The sequence below is a fragment of the Salinivibrio sp. MA351 genome, assembly GCF_001996065.1.
GTDB classification, from domain to species: domain Bacteria; phylum Pseudomonadota; class Gammaproteobacteria; order Enterobacterales; family Vibrionaceae; genus Salinivibrio; species Salinivibrio costicola.
The window spans coordinates 103,569-122,687 of sequence record NZ_MUFG01000002.1; the positions used below are offsets into that span (position 1 = coordinate 103,569).

The window sequence follows — 19,119 nt, forward strand, 5'->3', positions numbered from 1 at the left end:
AGGAGTTACTCATGTCAGCACGAAGTACGTCGGATGCGAGCAATGCCAGCACATTGCAGCATCCGTTTGCCGATTGCGTCACCCAAACGGGGCCGTTTAAGGGCGTTCATAAAAATATGATGATCGCCGCTACCCTTCTGGTTTTCGTCTTCGTTTTTTTTACCGGGTTTAACACTCACCTAGCAGCCAGTGTGTTTGCTGCTGCTCGCGGATGGGTAGAGTCTACGTTCGGTTGGTATTACATGTTGGTGCTTGTTCTCTTATTGGCCGCCAGCTTCATTATTGCAGTCACCCGTTTTGGTAATATTCGTTTGGGTGACGACGACGATCGCCCCGAATTTAGTACTTTTTCGTGGCTATCGATGTTATTTTCCGCCGGTGTCGGTGTTGGCATATTGTTTTTTGGGGTAGCCGAACCCACGCTCTACTTTGATACAAGTGGTGCGTTCGGCTACCCCAACAACCCATATGCTGATATGGCAGGCGCAACCACCATGGGATTTGATCGCGCGGCCGCTGCTCTGCGTGTTACTTACTTTCACTGGGGCTTTCATGGCTGGGCCGTGTACGTCATTGTTGGCCTCGCGCTGGCGTATTTCTCGTTCCGTAAAAAACTGCCGCTCGCGCTGCGATCCACCATTTATCCGCTGATTGGCGATCGGATCTACGGCCCCATTGGCCATATCACCGACATCTTGGGTGTCCTGGGCTGCGTATTCGGTGTCGCCACCTCGCTCGGGTTAGGTGTCAGTCAGATCGCGGTGGGGCTCGATCGCTTATTTGGCATCGACCCGGGTGTCATGACTCAGGTTATCCTGATCGTTTTGATTTCCGTGGCCTCAATCATGTCGTCTCTGTCTGGCGTCGGCAAAGGGATCCGCATTATTTCCGAGTGGAACATTATCGTCTCGGCATTGGTAATCGCTTACTTCTTATTTGGCGGCCCAACCACCTGGTTGATCCACGTCTTTGGTGCTTCACTCAGTGACTATTTGGTCGGTTTTATCCCAATGGGACTGTGGTTTCCTGAAACGCCAGGCCCAGCCGCATGGCAAAATGCCTGGACCATTTTCTACTGGGGTTGGTGGATTGGCTGGGCGCCCTTTATTGGCTTATTTATTGCCCGCATTTCTCGCGGACGTACCCTGCGTGAGTTTGTGGTTTGTGTGCTTTGCGCGCCAACGCTGATGATTTTTGCCTGGTTGGCCATTTTTGGCGGCAATGCGTTGCATCAAGAGCTTGTTGCTGAGACGGGTGTCGGTACAGCGGGAATCATTGATTTGGTGAATGGCTGGGACTTGCCTGCGGCATTGTTCGCCACAGCCGATGGCATTACCGGCGGCGGTATCTGGGGTTGGATACTGAACGCCATGATGATCTTTTTGCTGTTTAGCTGGTTTATTACCTCGTCCGATTCCAGCACCTTGGTGCTCACCACCATTCTGTCGATGGGCAATGATGATCCGCCGAAACGCTTCCGTGTTTTCTGGGGCACTATGATCGGCGCCGTCGCCGCGGTGCTTTTGGTCGCAGGCGGCTTAAGAGCCTTACAAACGGCCAACATGGTGACTGCATTACCTATCAGTGTATTGGTGATCTTAATGACCATCAGTGTGATGAAGTCTTTACTGGCAGAGCCGGTTGGCAAGCCCACCGCCTCGACGCCATCACAAGCGAATCGCTAGACCGGTTTCATCGACCAACGAAAGCGCCACCTAATACGATGGCGCTTTTTATTCGAGGTCGTCTTATTCGAGGTCGTCGTCGCTTTTATGGATTCGCATCATCCACGGCCATCGCCAGCACACTGACCGGATGCAAGGCTTCCAACGGTGTGTTCTCTTCAATTTGCCATTTGCAGGTTTCACAATCGGTGATAGCAAAGTCAGCTTCTGCAGCTTTAATCTGAGCAAACAAACCACTACCGATGGCAATCGAGGTTTGATAGTTCTCGGTTTTAAAGCCATAGGTGCCTGCCAAACCACAACACTCGCTATCGAGCACAACCACGTCTAACCCGGGGATCATCCGCAATAGCTCAATGGTGAACATCGCATTGCCACTGCGCTCCAAGTGACAAGGAGTGTGATACACCACCCGTTTATTGATGGGTTTTAGCTTGGGCATCTCGCCATTCATTGCCGCTTTGAGTAAAAAACGGGTCACGAAGCTAATTTGTCCTGCCACATGCTGATTGTCGACGCCCAATACATGCGGATACTCTTCTTTGAGTGTCAGCGCACACGATGATGACGTCGCGATCACTGGGCGCTCGTCGGCAACAGAATCGGCAATCATCGCGGTATTGGCGGTGGCATTACGTCTTGCTTTATCATAAAAACCGTTAGCAATTAAGGGGACACCACAGCATTTGTGTTTCTCTAATAGCTGAACGCCATAGCCCATCGCATTCATTACTGTGACCAAGTCTTTGCCGAGCTGCGGATTGTTAAAATTCACATAACAACCGTGAAAATAGCTGACTTGTTTGGGGTATTCAGCTTGTACCGCCGTTTGGCTTTTCATCCAGCGGCGGAAGGTACCAAAAGAATACTTAGGCAAGGATTTATGTTTATCTACCCCAATGGTGGCATGCATCACCGCTTTTACCGGTTTTAAATCCGTCATCGCATTCACAATCGGTGCCACCGGGTTCGCCAAGGTACCAAATAAATCGGTGTGGCTGAGCACGTAATCACGCATCAACTTAGGATTGATGTTTTTCTCGCCATGTTTACCCCGTGCCACGGCAATGATATCACCAATTTTCACCCCAGAGGGACAGGCGGTTTCGCAGCGTTTGCAGTTGGTGCATAGTTTGAGTAGGTCGTCATAATACTCTGGATTTTTGATCCGCAGACGCTCGCCGTCCGGCCCACACTCTTTGGGGCCCGGATACGCCGGATTCACTTTTGACACTGGGCAATACACAGTGCAGACGGTACATTTGATACACTGGTCAAAACTGGTGGGCTGCGGTGCATGGTCGCGATATTCTCGCTGTTTAAGCCATTCAGTTAACATATGGCCTCCTTAGCGTTTGCCATCACGGCAAGTGCTCGTTGTGCCGCGGCGTAGCCTGTTGCAACCGCAACGCCTCCGCCGCAACCTTCAAATACGGGGTCGTAACCACTGAGTACCGCCCCACATACAAACAAGTTTTGACAACGTTTTCCGCGCGCGGTAGGCCGCAATTGGTTATCGGTGTTAATACCGAAGGCCATAAAAGGATGACTTTGCTGGCTGAAAAAGTCGTCATTGCGCCATTCGCTGCGGTCAGGGCTTTGTACCATATCTAACCCCAGTGTTGGCTCGCTAACTTGGGTGCGATCCGCATTCAAGCCGCGGCTAAAATAGCTTCCCGTCGCCAAGATCACTGCCTCTGCGGTTAACGGAATATCCTCTAACTGACGGGTATGTAATGCGGTGAGGCGGCCACTGTCGTCAAACTCGCCGCTGGTGACTTGATCACCGCGTAGCAACATGCCACCTGCACTGGCAAACGCGCGCTGCAGGGCCTCTTCTATTCGAATCCCGAGTAACGAAGGCGGCATGGTGGGCACTTCATGGAAGCAACGATCGGTGCGCTGTTTAAGTGCATCCATACCCTGCTCGCCCGCGACGTTGGCAATAATAGCAGGCAAAATCACGAGCTCATCCGGTCCAGATTGCGCGATTAACTGCTCGCACAGGCTGTCAAAGGCGTTAGGCTCAGCCAGTAAGCGTGACAGATCAACCGAACGCAATTCATTGCGGTTACGGCGCAAACGCTCCGCACCAGGAATCGAAAGCGTGATGGTGCGACTCGGGCAGGAGGCAAAATCACGCTGCGCGGTAATGGTGTCTTTGGCTAACGTCGGTTGCGCATCGCGATAGCCGTCAATGGCGGCAAAACAGAGACCCGAAAAACGACGCGGACCACGATGTTGATACACGTGCCCTTGCGATAACCACGTCGGACGCACGGTGCCCAGCGGCGTGATCCGGCCATGATTGGCGTTGTCTTCTTGATGATACAAACACACTTTTTGCGCACTGAGTTGCTGTTGGAACCAGGTTAACGAATCGGTGATCTCATCAAGGCTAACCTTGGCATAAGGGTGCTCAGGATGCTGGCGCACCAATTTGGGAATCGCCTCAAACGGTTGGGTAACCGGCTCACCATTAGGAAAATGGCCCAGTACATCAATTGAACCCGAGGAAAAATGCAGTGCACTTTGTCCCGCACTGATCATTACCGTTTTTTTGCCGGCTTCCAATGCACGTATCGCTGCCGTATACCCAGCAATGCCACCGCCAATCACCGCAATATCATAGTGAATCATTGTGAGACCTCCTGATCGACAGCTTGAGTGGACACTTGCTCATTCATTTCCGTTTTTGATTCCTCGCTTGACGACTTAGGCACATCACCGGCGCCAAATAATCCTTGATAAATCCAGTAGCTAAATTCGGCTTCGCGTAAAGCGTCCCCCCAGAAGATAGGCTTGACGCCCTTCCAGCGCTCTTCAAGAAAGTCCACCAGCAGCCCAGCACTCGCTTGCCCATCTAATCCTCCGCACTCACTGAATAAGCTGGCGGCGCGATAACTGCACAACTCGCCCTGACACGGCCCCATTCCAAGACGGGTGCGACGGCGTAAATCAGTGATGTTTTTTGCATCCAACGATTGAATGGCATAATTCACCTCGCCTTTGGTCACCATTTCGCATTCGCAAATCACCGCTTGGCTGTCGTCACTTTCATCCAAGAAATGGCTGACGCGTTCGCCATGGCGATAATAGGCGGATTGATAGACGGGTTTGACCAAGCTTGCACTGGCTTTGCTGATCCCTTTGGAGGGCTCAGAGCCCGGTAGTGGCCGTGCCGCGGTTTGGCAGACATTGCGGTTACCCAGTTTTTCAGCCACCAAATCTGTGGCTTGCTCGGCCATCAGTCGATAGGTCATGAGTTTGCCACCGGTTATGGTGATCAAACCGTCAAGGCCATCGCGCGCTTGGTGGTCAAGCAACACGATGCCGCGGCTAATATTACGACCACTGCCATCATCGTCCACCGAGACCAATGGGCGTACGCCTGCATAAGCCCGTAACACCCGAGTATTGGCCATGATGGGAGCCAGCTTGGCGCCCTCGCGCATCAGCACATCCACTTCTTGTGGCGTCACCGCCAACTTATCAATTTGGTCGTACTCAATATGCTCGGACGTCGTACCAATTAAGGAAATAGTATCGCCAGGCACCAAGATGTCCGCATCGGCCGGTTTGCGACAGCGGTTGATCACCCGATTATTAATGCGGTAATCGAGGATCAGCAGTGAGCCCTTGGCAGGAAACATTTTGATGTTGAGATCGGCATACTCACAGATAGTCTGGCCCCAAATCCCTGCCGCATTGATCACTTGCTGGGCCATAATCGAAAAACGCTCACCCGTAAGAGTGTGGATACAATGAACCCCTTGTACCGTCGCGCCTTGGCGAATTAATCCAGTGACTTGGGTATGATTAAATACCTTGCCGCCATGCTCTTTACCGTCTAACACATTTGCCGCACACAAACGAAAGGGGTCAACCGTGCCATCGGGCACTTGCACGGCGCCTATCATCGCCGGGTTAGCATTGGGCTCTAGAGCGAGCGCCTCATGCGGTGTGAGTTTTCGTGTCGGAATACCGGCTTTATCACAACTGGCGATAAAGGTATCTTGGTAGGCCAGATCGTCTTCCGGCAAGGTAATAAACAGCCCCTTGGTATCTTCCACGCAATGACGCGCCACGGATTTAAGAATGGTGTTTTCTTGGATGCATTCGCGTGCCGATTCGGTATCCGTGACCGCGTAACGAGCCCCAGAGTGCAACAATCCATGGTTGCGACCCGAAGTGCCTGCCGCAATATCGTCACGTTCGAGCAAAATGCACGAGATGCCGCGAAGCGCACAATCGCGCATGATGCCAGTGCCGGTCGCACCGCCACCAATGATGACCACATCCGTTTCAATATAATGGCGAGTTGGCATGGGGCCTCCTTGTTACTTTATCGTAACCAGAGTGTGGCATTTCCCGTGCAACAATGACGGCGACAACATCACACTATGCGCGAAAGCGAAAAGGAAACTGCGGCTTGTTTGATTTAGGACAAACTTTTCAGTGGCGGATAGCGCGCGAATGGTGACACGGCAAATGAGCACTACAAGAAACCAAGCCACGTTTATCCGCCATTTGAGGAAAACACCTAGGGATAGCATGGTCGTGAAAAAGAAGACAAAGAAGACAAGGAAGACAGAGAAGACAAAGGCACCATGCTCGAAAACGCGCATTGTTAATACATTGTGTATTTATTGGCTATTGTTGCCCGACCTCAAACGTTGTCGAGTCATGGTGGCGCGATAACACAGTGCCACCACGAAGCATAATCCCGCCGGAAACAACAAGGCCGTAAAGTGGAAATGCGCAAATAACGCCGCCCCTACCACGCCGCCGACAATAAACCCCGACGCAATCAGTAAAAACAGCATCAGTTTACGCTTATCAACGCGGTTACCGCGCAGCTTGCCGCCCAACATTAAGCCTAAATCGGTGACAATACCGGTTAAATGGGTTGAGCGTACAATCGCACCACTATAGGTGGTCGCCATCGCATTTTGCAGGCCACAAGCCGCCGATGCCGCCAGTTGACCAATGGCAAGGCCGCGGGACAAAAAATAAAACGCCACCACAATTAACCCGGCTTCAACAAAGAGTGCCGAGTCATAATGGCGGCCCAGCTTTAGCGTGCTGCCATGCAATAAGCAGCCGGACACCGCAGCACCAAGGAAAAAGGCCAACAATAAGCCACCCAGCTGAACAACGTGCATCCACTGGCCCGCAAACAGCCCCGAGCCAAATTGCGTCGCAGTGCCTGACACGTGGGAGACGGCTTGGTGTTCAAAACCCAACAGACCGATCGCATTGATGGTGCCGGCGATCAGCGCCAACACGAACGCCCCGGATTCAACCCACCGAGGCAAACGGGTAATCATTGGCTTTCCTTGCGTTAGTTAGTCGGTGACGATGCTGGCGGGTCGAGCCTATCGAGTTGGTTATGACGGATCATCGCTTGCAACTCTTCCACATAGGCCTGTCCACGCTCAGAGTAGCGCCCTAACCCATTGGCGAGCACCGCACCTGAAAGCGTTTTGTTTTGCTCTCGCAGACGGGCGCGGATCTCGCGTAGTCCTTGATATGCGGCATGAGTATTAAGGTTGTTGATATAGCTTTCTACCGAGGCTCGTGGCCCTTCAAACGCAGCCACTTCATGGGTTTTGCCTTCCGTTCGCTGCTTAGGTACCAGACCACAGCCTTTGCTGAAACACCACTGCCCAAAGTAGTTATTGCCTTCACGTGCAAACCGTGAGGTGCCCCACGCACTCTCATTGGCTGCCTGCGCTAACACCAGCGACGGCGGAATGATATCCACTCGTTGGATCAGCGCCATCCAATTCGCTTCCTGGCTAACATCAAAGTCTGCTAACTCGTACTGATTCGCCAGCGCTTGGACGCGTTTTGTTTCTCGGCTATTTAACGCATTTTTACGCGCATGCCATGCCAACAATGCGGTACGATCGGCCCGTATTTGGCTATTAATCGTATTGACAACGGGCGTGAAGTAATCAAAAAACGCCTGCTTGCGCTCTGCCCCCGCGGCAAAAGATTGGAAATCAGGAACAAGGGGAGCTTTGGGCTGCTGACGCGAGATAAAAATGGTGATAGCCACAGCAACAATAGCCATGCCAATCAAGACAAAGTTACGATGTTTCATGATGCCCCTAGGTTTGTCGATGTGAGCGGTATTATACGCGAAATACCCGTTGGCGACGAATACCGCCCTCTCAACGTCATACTGGCAGTGCCACATCTATGTTAACAGGGAAAAATCACCCGAAAACACGCCCCACCTAAATCACTATGGTCAACCTCAACATGGCCGTGGTGGCGGGGGCTCTCACTAAGTAATTCGACCACCGGTCAATGGTGGCTCGTTTTGTTTCATATTGCCTTCCGCAATATAATATATTGTTTATCATGTAAAAAATACTTTCCTGCACCCACTAACTGTATTTATAGGCTGTCATTGAAGCCTTCAATAACATTTTGTTACATTTACTAATCATCATACAGTTACACCTTACTTGGAATTATTTTCTTATCGCCATCCGCGCTTCAATTGGCGACATACTCGCGACTTTTCAAACACTCACGCGCTAGGCTAACCATGAAAAACATTTTATTTTTACCCATTGCGATGTTTGCGTTCGGTATGGATGCATATGTCGTTGAGGGCATTATCCCGGAAATTTCGACCAGTTTTCATGTTACTGAAGCCCAAACAGCACAGATGGTGACTGCCTTTACGTTGTGCTATGCCCTTTCCGCACCCATACTGGCTACCTTATTGGCTGGCTTTCCTACTAAAAAGGCCCTCGTGCTGTCGATGTTGGTATTTATTGCCGCTAACCTTGTCACGATTTTCAGCACTCACTTAACCATGCTACTTGCAAGCCGTGCGCTAGCCGGTATTGGCGCAGGCATTTTCTCACCTTTAGCGGCGGCGAGTGCGGCATCTTTGGTGCCTGACGAAAAGAAAGGTCGCGCATTAGGTCTTTTACTGGGTGGAATGAGTGCTGGCACTGTCGTAGGCGTTCCTGCGGGCCTGGCTTTATCTGCTTGGTTGGGATGGCAAGGTGTTTTTGCTGTCGTGATCGGTATCGCGCTTATTGGGCTTGTTGGCGTGGTGCTCGGAGTGCCGCATATCTGTGTCGCGCCGCCGCCATCATTAAAAGCGCGCGTCGCGTTACTCACCGATCGTTCAGTATCTGCGACGATTACTGTCACGTTTCTGACGGCTGTCGCCAGCTTAGGACTCTATTCTTACCTCGCACCGGTGATTATGGGTATCACACAACAAACCAACCTTACGCCATATTTATGGGTTTGGGGGCTGGGTGGTATGATTGGCAGCTTCACCATCGGCCATTTAATCGACTGGGTAAAACACCCAAGGGCGATCCTGCTAGGCATACTGGCGCTAATGTCAGTGGCAATATATAGTATTCCGAGTAGTTTGCCTCTGTCTTCACTGATTGCCTTTGTGCCATTCTTCTTGTGGGGTGCGGCCGGTTGGTCGTCACTCGCGCCACAGCAACACACACTGATTAGCCTCCAACCTGATCATAGCGCCGCGGTGGTGGCACTGAATAGTTCTTCAAACTACCTAGGGGGTGCGGTGGGTACCCTATTAGGTGGTTTGTGGCTCAGCCACGGCCTTTCGGTGACTCAGCTTGTCTATGCAGCCGCGGCAGTTGGTGGCATTGCTATCGTTATTCAAATTGGGATTCTACGCCAAAGCGCCCACTCAGTAGCGACAAGGTGCAAAAGCACCTAGCTCGACAATATTCCAAGTATCCAAAACCTTTATTAGACGTTGAATTTACTTGCCTCAGTCGGCAGTAATTCAGGTGGTGGCATGGTCACGGTTTGCAGTCCTGCCGTTTGCAAGGCGACTTTTATGATATCAAGATGCGCTTGTGTTGCCTCTAGCCAATTGCTGGCATCGCCCTTCACACCTGCTCGGTGAAAGCCATTTAAACGCACGAAAAACACATTTCCCTGCGTCAATTGCATTTGCTGCAAATTATATAAATAGGCGCAGAGTGACGACAGGTTAGCTTGCCAGTCGGTATACCCGGGGACCAGTAACAGCCGCACTTCCTGCAATTTTCCCTGCTGCGCCAGCCAAATTAGGCTATCACGCACACGGCGGGGTGAATGTCCGGTCAAGGCTCTATGCGCGTCATTACCCCATGCTTTCATATCCACCATGGCACCGTCCATGCAGGATGACAACGCCTGCCAATGCTGACATGACACACTGCCGTTAGTATCGATCAAGCATGTAAGGTGGGCTAATTCAGGGTGCTGTTTGACCGCGCGAAAAAGCGCGCGGACAAAGCGCCATTGCAGACTGGCCTCACCACCACTGACGGTAATTCCACGAATAAAGTGCCGTTGTTGATAAATCGCCGTCACTGCCTCGGCCAAAGACATATCGAATGAGCTTGCGCTGTCACGTTCAATGGTTTCAGGGTTGTGGCACCCTGGGCAACGAAATTGGCAACCTTGCAGAAAAAACACCATCCGATTACCGGGACCATCGACACAGGAATAGGGCAACACACTCGCCACCCGAGCCACTGACCCCGATGTTTTCACCTGCTTAGGATGGCTCATGAGTGTCCGTCCAACGCGCGCCGGCGAGAAACTCCGCACTCACAACTCGCGGCTGCCGTGCTGTCACTGTCGTCATATCAGAAGCTTCTGCGCCCAATACCGTGGTGTTGGTCCGAGATCCCGATTGTTTGAACTGGGTAATCTCGGACTTTTTCACCATATAGCCGGTGATACGCACGAGATCATTTCCATCTGTATTCGCGGTGAATTCACGCAGCCCGGATTGCAGCGCCCCTAAACATAAATCGGTTAATGCATCGGGATTGCTTTTTATGGTTTCATCCAATGTTAGGATCTCGCTCACACCCGCTTCAAAGTAAGGATGTAACGGCGCAAGCGCCTGTAAATGGGTGACAGGATCCGGTTCACAACCGTAACGAATCCTCACCCCCGGAGTGGTCCCTTGGTCAATGGATAACCCACCTTGCGCATGCAGCAACGCTCGTCCACGCCAGCCATACTTCACTGGCGTCTCTGCTACAAACGTACTCAATGCTTTGGTGATATCGTGTGCCATCTTATTCGCCGCTGCATCGTGACCATATTCGCCACATAGACCTTGGCGTGCCATCAGGGTATTGACCGCTTCAGCCATCGCGTACACGCCAAACATGGGTACAAATTTTTTCTCATCAATTAAGCCTTCCTGCACCAGAAAGCTATTAAAAAAGTGTGATTCTTGATGCAGGAAGTGACTGCGTGCATCGATCAGCTCCACCATCAATGCACCGTAATGTGGCAAGGTGTGCGAGAGCAGTGTCGAGAGATCATTGGCTTCTTCTGCGACTTTCTTTAAGTTAAGGCGTACCAAGGTGTTCGCACCGCCTCCAATCGGTAGCGCGTTGTAACAGCTCACAATCCCCATATTGGGCGAGTGAGCCTCTGCATCACCAAATGTGGCTTGGTGTACCGGCCAGTTAGCAATATGTGGCTTGCTACAGGCAATGATGTTATCTGTCGCCTGCCGAACTAGGGTGCGCGCGGTACGAGACGGATCTACCATCAAGGTCAGGTTGGGGGCAACTTGCTGCAGTTCTGCATCGATGCGCAAAATCATGCGACAAACACGATTATCATCTGGGCCAATATTGGCATGCATAAATGCGTCTGGCAGTGTTCTGTCGAGTTGGATCCAGAATCGCTTGAGCGCTTGATACAAATGTTCATCACTCACATCCTCGCAATATGGCAGCAGGAGTTGATCGAGGTAACCCAAAAACACCGGGATATTGGTCACCGAAGGCACATGATGGTACAGCACCATGAGCTTCATAAGCGCATCCTCTAGATCGGTTGCCGGCGTTAACGCCAAATACTCCGACCCGCGTTTTAAAAAGCGGACATAATCGGGCAACACATAACGCGGTTTAAAGGGAGCGTGACCCTCAAACATATCGCCGATCACACCCTGCTCCATCGCAGCCACGAGCGCTCGGCTGCAAGGTACGTAGGGCAAAGCCGCATCGGCTTGCGCAGCGAGCGCTAACGTTTTCTGCGATGGGGTTAAGTGCAGATGGGTAACAATGGCATGCATAGCGTCTGTCATGTGGAAACTCCTGGCGAACTGAATTCTGAAAGTAACCCTATGAGGATAAAGGGTTGTTTCCTCAGAATATGTTAGCTTGCCCGCAAGGTAGCAAACCGCTATGTCTTACGTGATGCTTCCTCGTCTGTCGTGTGACCTTGTGTTTGTTCTGGCGGTGCAAACAAGCACTGCCATCGTTGCCGCAGGGTCAGATCTGGCTGCGTGGCATCGCGCCACATTTGTTGCCATTCTGAAAAGGTCACCACCAGAGGATTGAAACTGTTCACTGGCTTGGGGATTCCATAGCGCACCGGTTCAGATTCCGGCTCGAAGGTGCCAAATAATTTGTCCCAAATGATCAAAATGCCCGCGTAGTTTTTGTCGATGTACTGAGGATTTACGCCATGATGAACGCGATGATGAGACGGGGTATTAAAAATCCACTCCACAGGCCCCAGTGTCTTTATCCATTGGGTATGAACAAAAAACTGTAACCCTAAATTCAGCAGTACAACAAACACCACCCATTGCGGCGGAAACCCAATCACTACAAGCGGCAGCCAAAACAGCCACATCCCTGCCAGCGGGTACATTAGGCTTTGGCGAAACGCAGTACTAAAGTTCATGCGCTCTGAGCTATGATGCACCACATGCGCCGCCCACATCCAGCGAATACGGTGGCTGGCGCGATGAAACCAGTAGTAACAAAAATCCTGCGCGACCATCAGCAGTAAAAACAGGCTCACCGACATCTCAATATCGAACAACCGCCAGCCAAACCACCATAAATAGACCTTGGCAATCAGTAACCCGGTCAGTAAATCTGCAGCTTGATGCAACCCCGCCAAGGTAAAATTGCAAAGCACTTCCGGCACGTAATAACGGGCGTTGTCGCCCAATTTCCCGCGGCGCAGCGCCACCCAGTACTCTCCCAACATGCATAAGAAAAACACGGGAGCCAGCACAAGCAGTAGCCATTCGGGATGAGCAATCAGTTCGGTCACGGGGCCTTTATCGCACGGTACAATTTATTAACATATTAGGGGGTTCTGCCCTACCTGTAAGGAAAAGCATCACCAAGCTGTTAATTTGCGCACACATTGCAATGCGGTGGGCATTCTCAGTGAGTGGAGAAAAAAGCGCCGAAACGGCGCCCTTCGCTGGTGTCAGCGGTTTAGTTTTAATCGTCGCCGTAGTATTGCACGCCGAGCTTAATTCGCTCGCGTCCTTGCGCTAGGCGGTGTTTATTCGTATCCCGCAGCGAATAAATACACCCGCAGTATTCCTGCTGGTAAAAACGCTCGCGCTTGCTGATTTCTATCATTCGCTGACTACCGCCTTGCTTGCGCCAGTTGTAATCCCAATAGCTTACATCTGGATATGGGGCGGCTGCGCGATGGCCACAATCATTAATTTGCTGCATGTTCTTCCAGCGCGAGATACCCAGTGAACTACTGATAAACCGGAAACCATGTTCGGCGGCATATAACGCTGTACGCTCGAACCGCATATCAAAGCACATGGTACATCGGATGCCGCGCTCGGGTTCAAACTCCATCCCCTTTGCTCTGGCGTACCAGTTATCGGTGTCGTAATCCATATCGATAAACGGCACGTCATGATCTTCTGCAAAGCGAATATTCTCCTGCTTGCGAATTTCGTATTCTTTAACAGGATGTATGTTGGGATTATAAAAAAAGATACTGTAGCGGATCCCGCTTGCTTGTATAGCTTCCATCACCTCTCCCGAACAAGGGGCACAACAAGAGTGAAGGAGTAACTGGTCGTTGTCGCGATCAAAGTCAGGCGGCAAAGGCAACGGCGTACGTGTAAATTCAGGCATGGCAATTCCGTGTTCACAATGCAAAAAATAAAACGCCAATATTCATATATTTGCGTATGTAACGGATTCTAGCACGCCATCGCCCAAATTTGCAGACGTTGTGATTTTCGAGCGGTGTTTTGCGCTTATTTATGATGAACTTTACATCACTTACTCGGGCGAGTGTGAACAGACTTCGGAAAGAGAAGGTTAAAATAGATACAAAAAAGCCGCTGATTTTTCAGCGGCTTTTTTTAAATTTGGCGGAGGGACAGGGATTTGAACCCTGGAAGGGCTATTAACCCTTGCCGGTTTTCAAGACCGGTGCTTTCAACCGCTCAGCCATCCCTCCGAACAGCTTTGTATACTAATGATGCCCTAGTGCAATGTAAAGTACTGCAACACTATTTTTTGTTTAAGTGATGGATATTCATCCATTACTGACATGTCGCGGCTTCACATTCGGTGAACAAGTTGGTACAACGTGCATATACTCTCCATTGAGAGCTCGCATGTTACTAACTCAGGAACCGACATGACCTTAGACAGCTTTCTCGCCAAAGTCACACAAACACCCGATATGGTAATGTTTGATGAGACGATGGCGGTGATAGATGCACATTACGACTACGCGCCCACGCGATTTACTAACGGTAACCTCGCCAATAAAGCTGGACAAAATACAGGCTCTTGCAAAGTGCTCGCGTTTTGCCGGCTGCATGAGTTAACAGAAGCGCAAACGCTCGCGTGTTTCGGAGGGTACTACCGCGAGGACGTGTTGAGCCATCCCTCTGGGACTGATCATAAAAATATTCGTAATTTTATGGTAACCGGATGGAAAGGTGTGTCGTTTGACAAAATGCCCTTAAAAGCAAAAACGCGAACGCATTCTTAAATGACGTCCGATCAAAAACGGCGACCCGCGGTCGCCGTTTACCTATGACGCCATACTTGATCGAACGCTAGCTAGTATGCTGACGCGGCAGAAATATCTCCCCCATCATACAACGTACGCTACCGCCGCCAATTGTCTCTATTGTTGTGACATCGATAGGAACCAGTTTCCCAAACTGGCGTAATGTACGCTTTTGCGCTTCTGTAAAAGCACTGTAAGCAGACAACGACATCACAATCACCGATTCGCCATGTCGATTTCGCAATTGCAAGATATTGCCACAAAGCTGATTCATTTGTGATTCACTGATCGAGACGAGCGTTTTGTCTTCGCTCAGTGTATTGCAGACCAAATCCCGCTGCCCGACCTCTATTACCTCATCACAAACCACGGCAAACGCTTCGCCCACAGCCATCATCACATTGGTATGATAAACCGGATTGCCATCGCTCATCTCGGTGTTGAAGCTCACGACTTGTCGCATGCCCACCTTTGCTGCCCATTCGGTCAATAAAATACTGTCACAACGGTGTGAAAGTGCCGCATAAACACGCTGGTTAAGGTGATCGATAACCATTGCGCCTGTGCTTTCGAGAAACGCCTCTTCTTTATCGTGACATTTGACCTTATGCACATGATTAACGTCATAGCCGGCACGATCCAATGCTGCCATTAAACGCTCTGGCTTTACCTCCAACTGACGGTTTGGGCATGCCATAGGGTAAAGATAAAGCTCACCACTGGGCAAGGTGCTAAACCAGTTATTCGGGAAGACGGCATCCGGTGTCGCCGGATCCGAGTCAGGGTATTCCATCACCACCACATCAATACCGTGGCGACGCAAAATCATCACCATGTTATTAAACTCTGCCATGGCGCGCGTTTTTACTTCCTCGTCGGGCAATGAGGGAGCGTGTTGAAAACCATTATCCTCACTGGTTTGTGCATTAAACTTAAAATGAAGCGGGGGCACCATCAACACGGCCGACGCTGCGTGGGGATGGGATAGCGGATATTGGGTATCATAGCTCGCTAAAAACGCCATAAGCAAACCTTCTAAAACAACATGACTTAAAGAGTATAGATGGGCTATGGGGTACGCGATCAGTTTTAAACGCGCAACAGCCTCACCCGGTGGAATGAATAACCGCAGGAAAATATCATTGAAACAAGTTTTTTACAAATCGGTTTTTACAAATCATTTTTTTTACAAATCCAGGTGAATCCGCACATTGCAGGGCGGAAGTTTAGTTAACTACACTATTAAAATAAACAGGGAGAACAAAGCATGAAACCAGCGCAGCCAACTCGCCACGAAGATAAGCGTCTTCACGCCTTGTACGATCTAGGGATATTAGATACGGGCCGTGAAGATCGATTTGAGCGAATTGTGCGTGTCGCTGCCTACGTATCTGATTGCCCGGTGGTTGCGATTAGCCTGGTTGATGAAGATCGCCAATGGTTTAAAGCCAAACGTGGGTTAGCCGTTAATCAGACTGGGCGCAGTGAGTCCATTTGTGGGCATGCTATTCATCAACTCGAACCATTTATCATTGAGGACACGCTTAATGATCGTCGATTTGATGATAACCCATTGGTAACCGGCCCTCCTAACATCCGTTTTTATGCTGGATTCCCTTTTAGTCTTGATAGCGAGCACTTGCTTGGTACCCTCTGTGTCATCGACCACAAGCCTCGTCAGCTCACTGACGCCTGTGAGCGCGCGCTGTCAGATCTCGCGCGAATCGTGGAACATGAGCTGGTCATGACTCAACAAAATGTGATCGACCCTTTGACAAGCGTATTTAATCGCCGTGKCTTTTACCGAGAAGTAACCAGCTATTTGACCGATGAGATGGTGATCGAAGATCAACATACTTTGCTGCACTTTGACGTCCGTCAGCTACAAGGCATAAATCGGCACTATGGCAAGCATGCGGGTGATGGCGTCCTGAGAGCATTTGCCGCCTGTTTAAGGGATGTCTTTGATGATACAGGCTGGATAGGACGTTTAGAAGGCTGTGAATTCGCCGTATTATTGATTCAACAAGACGTTGACGCCGTCGAAGCCCAATTAGATCGATTTTACCTAAGGCTCTGCCGGCGTTTATCGTCAGAACGTTATCCGTTTGTCTATTCGATCGGCCTCGCCCACTTCACCCAGATCGATGAAACAGTGACATTAGAAACCATGTTATTAGACGCAACGAACGACACTCGGACATACCCTGTGCCTTCGGAAACACGTGATATTGGATAACGCTAACAAAATAGATGAGATAAACGATGAGGAGATTGGAGCGACATACGAGGTTCGAACTCGTGACCTCGACCTTGGCAAGGTCGCGCTCTACCAGCTGAGCTAATGTCGTTTATTCAATCAAGCGCTTAAAAACGCTTAGAAAATTGGTTGCGGGAGGCGGATTCGAACCACCGACCTTCGGGTTATGAGCCCGACGAGCTACCAGACTGCTCCATCCCGCGTCCGTAACATCAATCATGCTTGATGTGGGCAAAACTTGGAGCGACATACGAGGTTCGAACTCGTGACCTCGACCTTGGCAAGGTCGCGCTCTACCAGCTGAGCTAATGTCGCCTATGCAATTAAGCGTTGCATCACGCTTTGTAAAAATTGGTTGCGGGAGSYGGATTYGAACCAMCGACCTTCGGGTTATGAGCCCGACGAGCTACCARACTGCTCCATCCCGCGTCCGATTTTACTGTGCACCTAGAGGAACTTGGAGGCGCGTCCCGGAGTCGAACCGAGGTACACGGATTTGCAATCCGCTGCATAGCCACTCTGCCAACGCGCCTTTGTTTTGTTTCCGTCTCTGCGGTACGGGGAGGCATTCTACGGATAAACGTGATCGAGTCAACACTTATTATTTAATAAAAGTTTCAGATGGCTGTTTTACAAACAAAAGCGTCAAACTTCGACCAATCCGCTGTTATTTTCAGCATTTATTACTGCCATTCCCCTATTCGTTGCTAAAAATTTCACGCAATCGCATGGACGAGGCGTAATGCGATAGTGACTTGTTCACCGCAGGCCATCAGTTTGCTTTACTTAGCCTCTTCACTGTTTAACCAACGAAACGTCAGGTTGATTCGCTCACCCAGCGGCTTTTGCGTTTTGGGCACACTATGTTGCCAGTGGGTTTGCGTCTCGCCTGCCATCACTAACAGTGAGCCATGATCGAGTAAAAACTCACGCTTTAGCTGTCGCTTGGGGTGACGGAATAAAAACCGACGACTCGCGCCCAGACTCACCGAGGCAATGGTCGGCTGCTTCCCCAATTCCAATTCATCGTCTCTATGCCAGCCCATGTAATCGCTACCATCTCGATAGAGATTGAGCAAGACGGTATTGAAACGGGCGTGGGTGGCGGCTTCAACACGCGCTTTCAAATCCAGTAACTCTGATGTCCAAGGACGGGGAGATAATGTGAGTCCACTGTAGGTATAAGCATGATCACCATACCAAGCTAATAAGCGCGGCTGCATCACGGTTCGCCCAAACATCGAAATAGGAAGTTGCTGCCAAGCCGTTTGTTCGCGAAGCGATGTAAAAAACGCATCCGCTTGATTGCTCGCTAGCCAGTTTGGGGACCAATAGACCTCAGCTTGGGGCATAGCGACACCTTGCTGCGGATCAAACGTCGTGTCGGTAAAAAAACATTGTTGCTGTGGGGGGCGTGCCATACACAATTGTCACCTCGGTTCTCATATGGCATTCAGTATGGCTGTGGTTAACGAATTGGATCAACACGTCGGCCACTCATGCCATTTAACCGATACCAACCCGCAATACTAAACCGTTGCCTTTTGGCCGGGAGCACTTCATGGGGAAACGCTTCGGATAAAAAAGTGACCAGCCGTCCCGCTTTGGGCCACAGCGTTTGGCGATGCGACCCATCAGGGTTGTAGATCACTATTTCACCACCGTCTTGCTCAGACCAATCGTGGTTTAGATAGAGTACCGTCGTGACTTTACGATTTGATCGTCCCTCAAACGCATCATAATGTTTGGCATAAAAATCACCGGGATTGTACTTAGCAAAATGCGCCTCGTACTCAAACAACCCCAAAAATAAATGCCGATTGAAGGCGTACTGCAAATTCGCCATTTTATCCAAAAGCGTATCGATAGCGGGCGCCGTATCACGTTCTAACCAATAGATTTTGTCGCGACGAATTTGGGTATTGGTATGCTGTTTACGCTCTCGGCCAATTGCCGCTTGATTCCACTGAGCGGGTAAGCATGCCTGCAAATCGCTAACCGCTTGCGCCGATAAAAAATCGTCACAAACACTAAGGCCATGAGTCGCAATATCATCGATGATGGTCAGTTCGTTCAAATACTTATCTCCGCCGCCAATTAGAACGGTTACCTTACTGCCTTTTGACTGGGGGGCAACCTATTTTCTTTATCGTGACGATAAGGACTATTTATCGAACCGTCTGTGTCATCACCCATATCACTCACCTTGTATTCGGCGCGAGTTTAGGGGGCGAGCACGGCATTATGCTACTGTTTAGCGGAACCTTTAAAAAGGCCGAGATTGATCAAGAAAAGGCTTTTATACAGAGTCTGGGTGCAATATTATGCGCTCGA

The 19,119-nt window shown here is 50.4% G+C and carries 16 protein-coding genes and 5 tRNA genes; 4 read left to right on the forward strand and 17 right to left on the reverse strand.

Annotated elements, in window-relative coordinates; all coding sequences use genetic code 11:
- The first annotated feature begins 11 nt into the window (after positions 1-11).
- The gene (locus tag BZG78_RS01865) at positions 12-1,685 is read left to right on the forward strand and encodes a BCCT family transporter (protein WP_077461245.1); all 1,674 of its coding nucleotides are present in this window, start codon (positions 12-14) and stop codon (positions 1,683-1,685) included.
- A gap of 85 nt (positions 1,686-1,770) precedes the next feature.
- Here BZG78_RS01865 and glpC read toward each other — a convergent pair whose 3' ends face one another.
- The 5 genes from glpC to BZG78_RS01895 all read right to left on the reverse strand — a co-directional run bounded on the left by glpC (position 1,771) and on the right by BZG78_RS01895 (position 7,794).
- Positions 1,771-3,024, reverse strand: coding sequence for an anaerobic glycerol-3-phosphate dehydrogenase subunit GlpC (glpC, locus tag BZG78_RS01870; protein WP_077660227.1), 1,254 nt, complete (start codon positions 3,022-3,024; stop codon positions 1,771-1,773).
- Positions 3,018-4,325, reverse strand: coding sequence for a glycerol-3-phosphate dehydrogenase subunit GlpB (gene glpB / locus BZG78_RS01875; protein ID WP_077660228.1), 1,308 nt, complete (start codon positions 4,323-4,325; stop codon positions 3,018-3,020). Before glpB ends, glpC begins: the two co-directional genes overlap by 7 nt.
- On the reverse strand, positions 4,322-6,013 hold the full coding sequence (gene glpA, locus BZG78_RS01880; protein ID WP_077660229.1) for an anaerobic glycerol-3-phosphate dehydrogenase subunit A: 1,692 nt from the start codon (positions 6,011-6,013) through the stop codon (positions 4,322-4,324). Before glpA ends, glpB begins: the two co-directional genes overlap by 4 nt.
- Positions 6,014-6,331: 318 nt before the next feature.
- Positions 6,332-7,015 (reverse strand): YoaK family protein, encoded by a 684-nt coding sequence (locus tag BZG78_RS01890; protein WP_077646627.1) that lies wholly within the window; start codon positions 7,013-7,015, stop codon positions 6,332-6,334.
- 14 nt (positions 7,016-7,029) lie between these two features.
- Positions 7,030-7,794 carry a glucosaminidase domain-containing protein gene (locus BZG78_RS01895; RefSeq protein ID WP_077660231.1) on the reverse strand — a complete coding sequence of 255 codons (765 nt, stop codon included), beginning with the start codon at positions 7,792-7,794 and terminating at the stop codon, positions 7,030-7,032.
- Positions 7,795-8,247: 453 nt separating this feature from the next.
- On the opposite strand from BZG78_RS01895, the gene BZG78_RS01900 reads away from it, so the two are divergent.
- Positions 8,248-9,417 (forward strand): MFS transporter, encoded by a 1,170-nt coding sequence (locus BZG78_RS01900; RefSeq protein WP_077660232.1) that lies wholly within the window; start codon positions 8,248-8,250, stop codon positions 9,415-9,417.
- A 32-nt stretch (positions 9,418-9,449) separates the two neighbouring features.
- Here BZG78_RS01900 and BZG78_RS01905 read toward each other — a convergent pair whose 3' ends face one another.
- The 5 genes from BZG78_RS01905 to BZG78_RS01925 all read right to left on the reverse strand — a co-directional run bounded on the left by BZG78_RS01905 (position 9,450) and on the right by BZG78_RS01925 (position 13,961).
- Positions 9,450-10,262: a 4Fe-4S cluster-binding domain-containing protein gene (locus BZG78_RS01905; protein WP_199877155.1), complete on the reverse strand. Its 813-nt coding sequence runs from the start codon at positions 10,260-10,262 to the stop codon at positions 9,450-9,452.
- Complete coding sequence (locus tag BZG78_RS01910; protein WP_077660233.1) at positions 10,249-11,808, reverse strand: YjjI family glycine radical enzyme; 1,560 nt, start codon at positions 11,806-11,808, stop codon at positions 10,249-10,251. The genes BZG78_RS01905 and BZG78_RS01910 overlap by 14 nt, the downstream gene beginning before the upstream one ends.
- A gap of 98 nt (positions 11,809-11,906) precedes the next feature.
- Positions 11,907-12,791 carry a sterol desaturase family protein gene (locus BZG78_RS01915; RefSeq protein ID WP_077660234.1) on the reverse strand — a complete coding sequence of 295 codons (885 nt, stop codon included), beginning with the start codon at positions 12,789-12,791 and terminating at the stop codon, positions 11,907-11,909.
- A 176-nt stretch (positions 12,792-12,967) separates the two neighbouring features.
- Positions 12,968-13,630, reverse strand: coding sequence for an epoxyqueuosine reductase QueH (locus BZG78_RS01920; RefSeq protein WP_021023127.1), 663 nt, complete (start codon positions 13,628-13,630; stop codon positions 12,968-12,970).
- A gap of 240 nt (positions 13,631-13,870) precedes the next feature.
- Positions 13,871-13,961: transfer RNA gene (locus BZG78_RS01925), tRNA-Ser, on the reverse strand.
- 183 nt (positions 13,962-14,144) lie between these two features.
- On the opposite strand from BZG78_RS01925, the gene BZG78_RS01930 reads away from it, so the two are divergent.
- Positions 14,145-14,504, forward strand: a complete 360-nt coding sequence (locus BZG78_RS01930) for a HopJ type III effector protein (RefSeq protein WP_021023128.1) — start codon at positions 14,145-14,147, stop codon at positions 14,502-14,504.
- Between the two features lie 67 nt (positions 14,505-14,571).
- Here the strand turns inward: BZG78_RS01930 and BZG78_RS01935 are convergent, their stop codons facing one another.
- Complete coding sequence (locus BZG78_RS01935) at positions 14,572-15,549, reverse strand: arginine deiminase-related protein (protein WP_077660235.1); 978 nt, start codon at positions 15,547-15,549, stop codon at positions 14,572-14,574.
- 243 nt (positions 15,550-15,792) lie between these two features.
- Between BZG78_RS01935 and BZG78_RS01940 the strand changes: the two genes are divergently transcribed.
- Entirely contained in the window at positions 15,793-16,764 is a 972-nt protein-coding gene (locus tag BZG78_RS01940) for a sensor domain-containing diguanylate cyclase (protein WP_077660236.1), read from the forward strand.
- A gap of 147 nt (positions 16,765-16,911) precedes the next feature.
- On the opposite strand, the gene BZG78_RS01950 is transcribed toward BZG78_RS01940, so the two are convergent.
- From BZG78_RS01950 to BZG78_RS01975, 6 genes are all read right to left on the reverse strand, one after another.
- Positions 16,912-16,988 (reverse strand) — tRNA-Met (locus tag BZG78_RS01950).
- 36 nt (positions 16,989-17,024) lie between these two features.
- Positions 17,025-17,100: transfer RNA gene (locus BZG78_RS01955), tRNA-Gly, on the reverse strand.
- Between the two features lie 37 nt (positions 17,101-17,137).
- Positions 17,138-17,214, reverse strand: a tRNA-Met gene (locus BZG78_RS01960).
- 29 nt (positions 17,215-17,243) lie between these two features.
- Positions 17,244-17,317: transfer RNA gene (locus tag BZG78_RS01965), tRNA-Cys, on the reverse strand.
- Between the two features lie 250 nt (positions 17,318-17,567).
- Complete coding sequence (locus BZG78_RS01970; RefSeq protein ID WP_242412973.1) at positions 17,568-18,137, reverse strand: alpha-ketoglutarate-dependent dioxygenase AlkB; 570 nt, start codon at positions 18,135-18,137, stop codon at positions 17,568-17,570.
- A 116-nt stretch (positions 18,138-18,253) separates the two neighbouring features.
- Positions 18,254-18,862 (reverse strand): 2OG-Fe(II) oxygenase, encoded by a 609-nt coding sequence (locus tag BZG78_RS01975; RefSeq protein ID WP_021023132.1) that lies wholly within the window; start codon positions 18,860-18,862, stop codon positions 18,254-18,256.
- Positions 18,863-19,119: the final 257 nt, after the last annotated feature.